At 71.2% G+C, this 5,265-nt stretch carries 3 protein-coding genes and 2 pseudogenes; all 5 read left to right on the top strand.

All coding sequences use genetic code 11. The annotated features are described in order from the left end of the window. Positions 1–99 (top strand): annotated as a pseudogene (locus ACIG5E_RS38950) (ATP-binding protein); the annotation flags it as partial. Positions 100–525: 426 nt separating this feature from the next. Further along, complete coding sequence (locus ACIG5E_RS38955; RefSeq protein ID WP_396541974.1) at positions 526–3,891, top strand: nitrate- and nitrite sensing domain-containing protein; 3,366 nt, start codon at positions 526–528, stop codon at positions 3,889–3,891. 10 nt (positions 3,892–3,901) lie between these two features. After that, the gene (locus ACIG5E_RS38960; RefSeq protein ID WP_097236138.1) at positions 3,902–4,315 is read left to right on the top strand and encodes a roadblock/LC7 domain-containing protein; all 414 of its coding nucleotides are present in this window, start codon (positions 3,902–3,904) and stop codon (positions 4,313–4,315) included. A 161-nt stretch (positions 4,316–4,476) separates the two neighbouring features. Further along, on the top strand, positions 4,477–5,145 hold the full coding sequence (locus tag ACIG5E_RS38965; RefSeq protein ID WP_396541976.1) for a DUF742 domain-containing protein: 669 nt from the start codon (positions 4,477–4,479) through the stop codon (positions 5,143–5,145). Continuing rightward, positions 5,126–5,265 (top strand): annotated as a pseudogene (locus ACIG5E_RS38970) (ATP-binding protein); the annotation flags it as partial. The gene ACIG5E_RS38965 and the pseudogene ACIG5E_RS38970, both read left to right, overlap by 20 nt.

A 5,265-nucleotide genomic window follows, 5' to 3' on the forward strand; every position in this document is an offset into this window, starting at 1 on the left:
GACACCCCCGTCATCACCCTCGACGCCCGCCGCCGGGACAGCGCCAAGAGCGCCCTCATCACCCTGGTCGAGCACGCCCTGCTCGCCCGGCTCCGGTAAGTCCCGCGCCGAGCGCGCGAGTGATCCGCGAGCGGGAACCGTCCGGCCCCGGCGAGCCGTCACACTGACGGGTCGCCGGGGCGGCGGCGCTTACCGGCCGGTGTCCTCCCGGGGCCGCGCGCAAGACCCGTGTATAAGCAGCGGATAACAGTTCGGTAGGCATTTTGTGATCAACAATGACGCAGCGTGGCGAATCAGCGTCACTCAGCGCCAGATGACCACGGTTTTGCTCCGGCATGTCGCTGATTGTCCGGATTGTGACGACGCGGGTGCCATGCGGCGTCTGTTTGTCCCCCATCCCTGCACGTGCTGAAATTCCAGCTACCCCTGAACATCCCGCGTCGGCCGTCCGACGGCGGGCCAGGGCCCCGGGGGTAGCGCTGGATTGATCCATGGCCGGCAAGTCGGCCGAGAGGTAGTAGTCGAGTGAGGCGTAAGCAGCAACCCGCCCCGCAGCGGCGCTCCGAGCCCCGCCAGAGCGAGCCGAACGGCAGCGCCGCGGAACAGGCCGGATTCTCCGCGTTCACTCCCACCGAGGAGCGCGCCCCGACCACCCCGGCCCCCAAGCCCCCGACCGCGGGCAAGGAGCCGCGCCCGGGCGCCGGTCCGGCGGGTGACGGCGGCTCCAGCCGCTACGACTTCCTCCGTCCGCGCAACTGGCGCGTGCCGACCCGCCTGATCGCGATCCTGCTGATCCCCGTGATCATCAGTCTGGTCTTCGGCGGTCTGCGAGTGAACACCTCGGTCGACGGCTACATCAAGGCCTCCCGCGCCGAGAAGACCGCCGAGCTGGCCAAGTCGGCGACCGAACTCGCCGAGGCGCTCGAGAACGAGCGCGACAAGACCCTGATACCCCTGATGACCGGGCAGGACCCGAACAACGAGGTCGCCAAGCGCCGCGCCGACACCGACGCCGCGCTGAAGGCCTACCAGGCCGCCTACGCGGCCTCCGACAAGTCCGGTGAGCTGCCGCGCCGCCACGAGGCCTTCGAGACCCTGGTGGTCGACCTGCCGCACCTGCGCCAGGTCGCGTACAGCAAGGAGCTGTTCGCCAGCGCCACCGCGAGCGCCTACTCGACGATGTTCGCGCCGCTGCTGTCCTACGACAACTCGGTCGGCAACGGCTCCGCCAACGCCACCAGCAAGGGTCGCGCGATCTACGCGATGTCGCTGGCCAAGGCCTCCGCCTCGACCCAGCGCTCGCTGATGCTCAGCCTGCTGGTCGGCGCCGCGACGGGGGTGACCACCCGCTACGAGAACCAGGACATGACCCAGCAGATCCTGGTCTCGGAGAAGCTGGAACAGGTCTCGATCAGCGAGTTCACCACCGGCAGCGACCCCGTGGACGCCAAGAAGTACGCGGACGCGCAGGTCGCCCTGGCCACCGCCCAGGACCGCTCGGCCAACAAGATGCCCAACGGCACCGTGCCCACCATGCAGGGCCTGCTGGCGCTCGCCGCCAACTACGCCGAGGCCGCCGCCATCGGGCAGCAGAGGGGCAAGGCCGCCGCCGACGCCGCGTACGCCGAGGCCAAGAACGCCGGTCTGACCCCGGACAACTGGAACCAGGCCGCCGGAAACCACATCCAGGCCCTGCGGAACACCGAAGTCGTGCTGCTGGACGACGTCCTCACCGACTCCCGCAACCTCAAGGACAACGCGCTCTACGACGCCATCCTCAACACGGTCATCGTCGTCGCCGCACTGATCCTGGCCGGCCTGCTCACCGGCTACGTCGCCCGCTCGATGATCCTCGGCATGCGCACCCTGCGCAGCGCCGCCCTGGAGATCGCCGACCACCGCCTGCCGGACCTGGTCGAGAAGCTCTCCAAGACCGACCCCGACCGGGTCGACACCTCGGTGACCGCGATCCCGCTGCACGGCAAGGACGAGATCGGCGAAGTCGCCCGGGCCTTCGACCAGGTCCACCAGCAGGCCGTGGCGCTCGCCGCCGAGCAGGCGCTGCTGCGAGGGAACGTCAACGCGATCTTCACCAACCTGTCGCGCCGCAGCCAGGGCCTGATCCAGCGCCAGCTGGCGCTGATCACCGACCTGGAGAACAACGAGGCCGACCCGGACCAGCTGGAGAACCTCTTCAAGCTGGACCACCTCGCGACCCGTATGCGCCGCAACGGTGAGAACCTGCTCGTCCTCGCGGGCGAGGAGGCCGGCCGCCGCTGGAACACCCCGGTCCCGCTGGTCGACGTGCTGCGCGCCGCCGCCTCCGAGGTGGAGCAGTACGAGCGCGTCGAGCTGTCCGGCATCCCCGAGGTCGAGGTCGTCGGCGCCGCCGTGACCGACCTCGTCCACCTGCTCGCCGAGCTGCTGGAGAACGCCACCTCGTTCTCCAGCCCGCAGACCCGGGTGCTGGTCAACGCGACCCGTCTGCCGGACGGCCGGGTGCTGGTCGAGATCCACGACAAGGGCATCGGCCTCACCGCCGACGACTTCGCGGAGATCAACGAGAAGCTGGCCGAGCCGCCCACGGTCGACGCCACCATCTCCCGCCGCATGGGCCTCTTCGTGGTCGGCCGGCTCTCCCAGCGGCACGACATCCGCGTCCAGCTGCGCCCGTCCGGCGAGTCGGCCGGCACCACCTCGCTGGTCATGCTCCCGCCGTTCGTCACCCAGTCCGCGGTGGCACCGGAGCCGGAGGAGCAGTTCACCGTCTCCCGGATCTTCGCCGACCAGGAGCCGTCCTCCGAGTGGGCCCCCGAGGGCCGCAACCGCAGCGCCGCGGAGCTCGGCTTCGACGACCACCTGACCGGCATCGGCAACGCCGGCTCCTCCGGCTTCAGTCCGGCCCTGGAGGCCGTCCAGCGCTCGCAGCGCCTCGACCAGGTCCGCCGCGCGGCCCTGGAGGGCTCCCCGCAGCCGCCGGTGGTGGACGCCGAGGTCGAGGAGGACTACCAGCAGGGCTACGACCAGTACGCCCCGCAGCAGGGTTACGACCAGGGCACCTACACCGACGGCCAGTACACCGACGGCCAGTACGCCGACGACCAGTACGGCTACCAGCAGGACGAGTACGCCCAGGACGGCTACGGCCAGTACCCGCAGCAGGGTTACGACCAGGGCGCCTACACCGACGGCCAGTACGCCGACGGCCAGTACGCCGACGACCAGTACGGCTACCAGCAGGACGAGTACGCCCGGGACGGCTACGGCCACCAGGCCGCGGAGGCCCCCGCCGGCCACCCGTACGCCCCGGAGCCGCCCGCCCTGCCCGCCGCCGAGCCCGCGCCCGCCACCCTGCCGTCCGGGCTGCCCCAGCGCCGCCCCGGCCAGCAGCTGGCGGGCGGCGGCCCGGGCAGCGCCCCGGCCACCCTGAGCCAGTCCGGGGAGACCCCGAACTGGTTCGCCGGTGCCAAGGACACCTCGACGCCCGCCGAGTCCCGCGGCCACGAGGTGTCCGCACTGGGCGGATACGGCCCGACCGGCCCGACCGCCTCCCCCTGGCAGTCGCCGAACGACGGTGACTGGCAGCGGGCCGAGCAGCTGCGCGAGCCCTCGTCCGCCGGCACCACCGGGGCCGGACTGCCCCGGCGCGTGCCCAAGCAGAACCTGGTGCCCGGCAACGCCAAGCCCACCCCGCAGGAAGGGCCGCAGGTCTCCCGCAGCCCCGAGGAGGTCCGTGGCCGCCTCACCAACCTGCGCCGCGGTGTCGAGCAGGGCCGCAGCGCCGGCAACACCGGAAGCTTCCGGATCGACCCCGATCAGGTAGACCAGTCCGGCAACGGACAGAACCGGAGCACCGATCTCTTCGGCGGCTCGAACCACCAGGAGCGTTGAGTTGACTCAGATGAGCCAGGCCGCACAGAACCTGAACTGGCTGATCACCAATTTCGTGGACAACACCCCCGGGGTGTCCCACACCGTGGTGGTCTCCGCGGACGGCCTCCTGCTGTGCATGTCGGAAGGCTTCCCGCGTGACCGCGCCGACCAGCTCGCCGCCGTCGCCTCCGGCCTCACCTCCCTCACCTCCGGCGCCAGCCGGATCTTCGAAGGCGGCGAGGTCAACCAGACCGTCGTCGAGATGGAACGCGGGTTCCTCTTCCTGATGGCGATCAGCGACGGCTCCGCCCTCGCCGTCCTCGCCTCCCCCGACTCGGACATCGGCCTGGTCGGCTACGAAATGGCCCTGCTCGTCGACCGGGCCGGCGCCGTCCTCACCCCCGCACTCCGCGCGGAACTCCAGGGCAGTCTCCTGCACTGACGGTTCGTCGGATACCGTCCAGGTATTCGAAGTACCTCCGCGTCCTTCCCGGGCCCGCTTCGGCGGGCTCGGGTTCGGACGTTGTACGGCCTTCGCACCACCGGCTCCGGACTCGTACCGAAGCTCGCACCGCACCGCCGCACCTTGTGAGGAGAGGAACCGTGACACCGCCCGACGACCGCAGCGGCCAGTACGGCGTTCCGTACCCTGGCACAGGCCATGACGCCTTCGGAGCACCCGGCGCCGGCCACGGTCAGCCGTACGGTCGGCAGCAGTACGGCCAGCCCCAGCAGCACCCGTACGCCCGACCCGAGCAGCAGTACGGACAGTACGGCCAGCCCGACCCGTACTCCCCGCCGCAGCCCGCCTTCGACGCCCCGCCGCCCGGCTACCCGACGCCGCCGCCCGGCCCGATGCCCGCCCCGGCCCCCGGCTACCAGCCGGCCCAGGAGCCCGGGCACGTCGAGGAGTTCGAGGACGAGCCGGACTCCGGCCCGCTGATCCGACCGTTCGCCATGACCGGCGGTCGCACCCGGCCCCGCTACGAGCTCGCGCTGGAGGCCCTGGTCTCCGCCGACGTCGACCCGCAGCGTCTGGCCACCCTCCTCCCGGAGCACCAGCGGATCTGCACCCTGTGCAGAGAGGTGAAATCCGTCGCCGAGGTGTCGGCGCTGCTCTCCCTTCCCCTGGGAGTGGCCCGCATCCTCGTGGCCGACCTGGCCGAAGCCGGCCTGGTCGCCATCCACCAGCCCGCTTCCGGCGGCGAATCCGGAAACCAGCCCGACGTCACGCTGCTCGAAAGGGTCCTCAGTGGACTTCGCAAGCTCTAACGCGGCCGCCCCCACCCGCGCCACCACCTCCGCGAAGATCGTCATCGCGGGCGGCTTCGGTGTCGGCAAGACCACGCTCGTCGGCGCCGTCTCCGAGATCAACCCCCTGCGCACCGAAGC

The sequence above is a fragment of the Kitasatospora sp. NPDC053057 genome (assembly GCF_044546945.1).
GTDB lineage: Bacteria > Actinomycetota > Actinomycetes > Streptomycetales > Streptomycetaceae > Kitasatospora.

What these genes read in the sequence shown, in the direction of transcription:
- ACIG5E_RS38960 (WP_097236138.1), top strand. Translation starts at nt 3,902, where the DNA reads ATGAGCCAGGCCGCACAGAACCTGAACTGGCTGATCACCAATTTCGTG.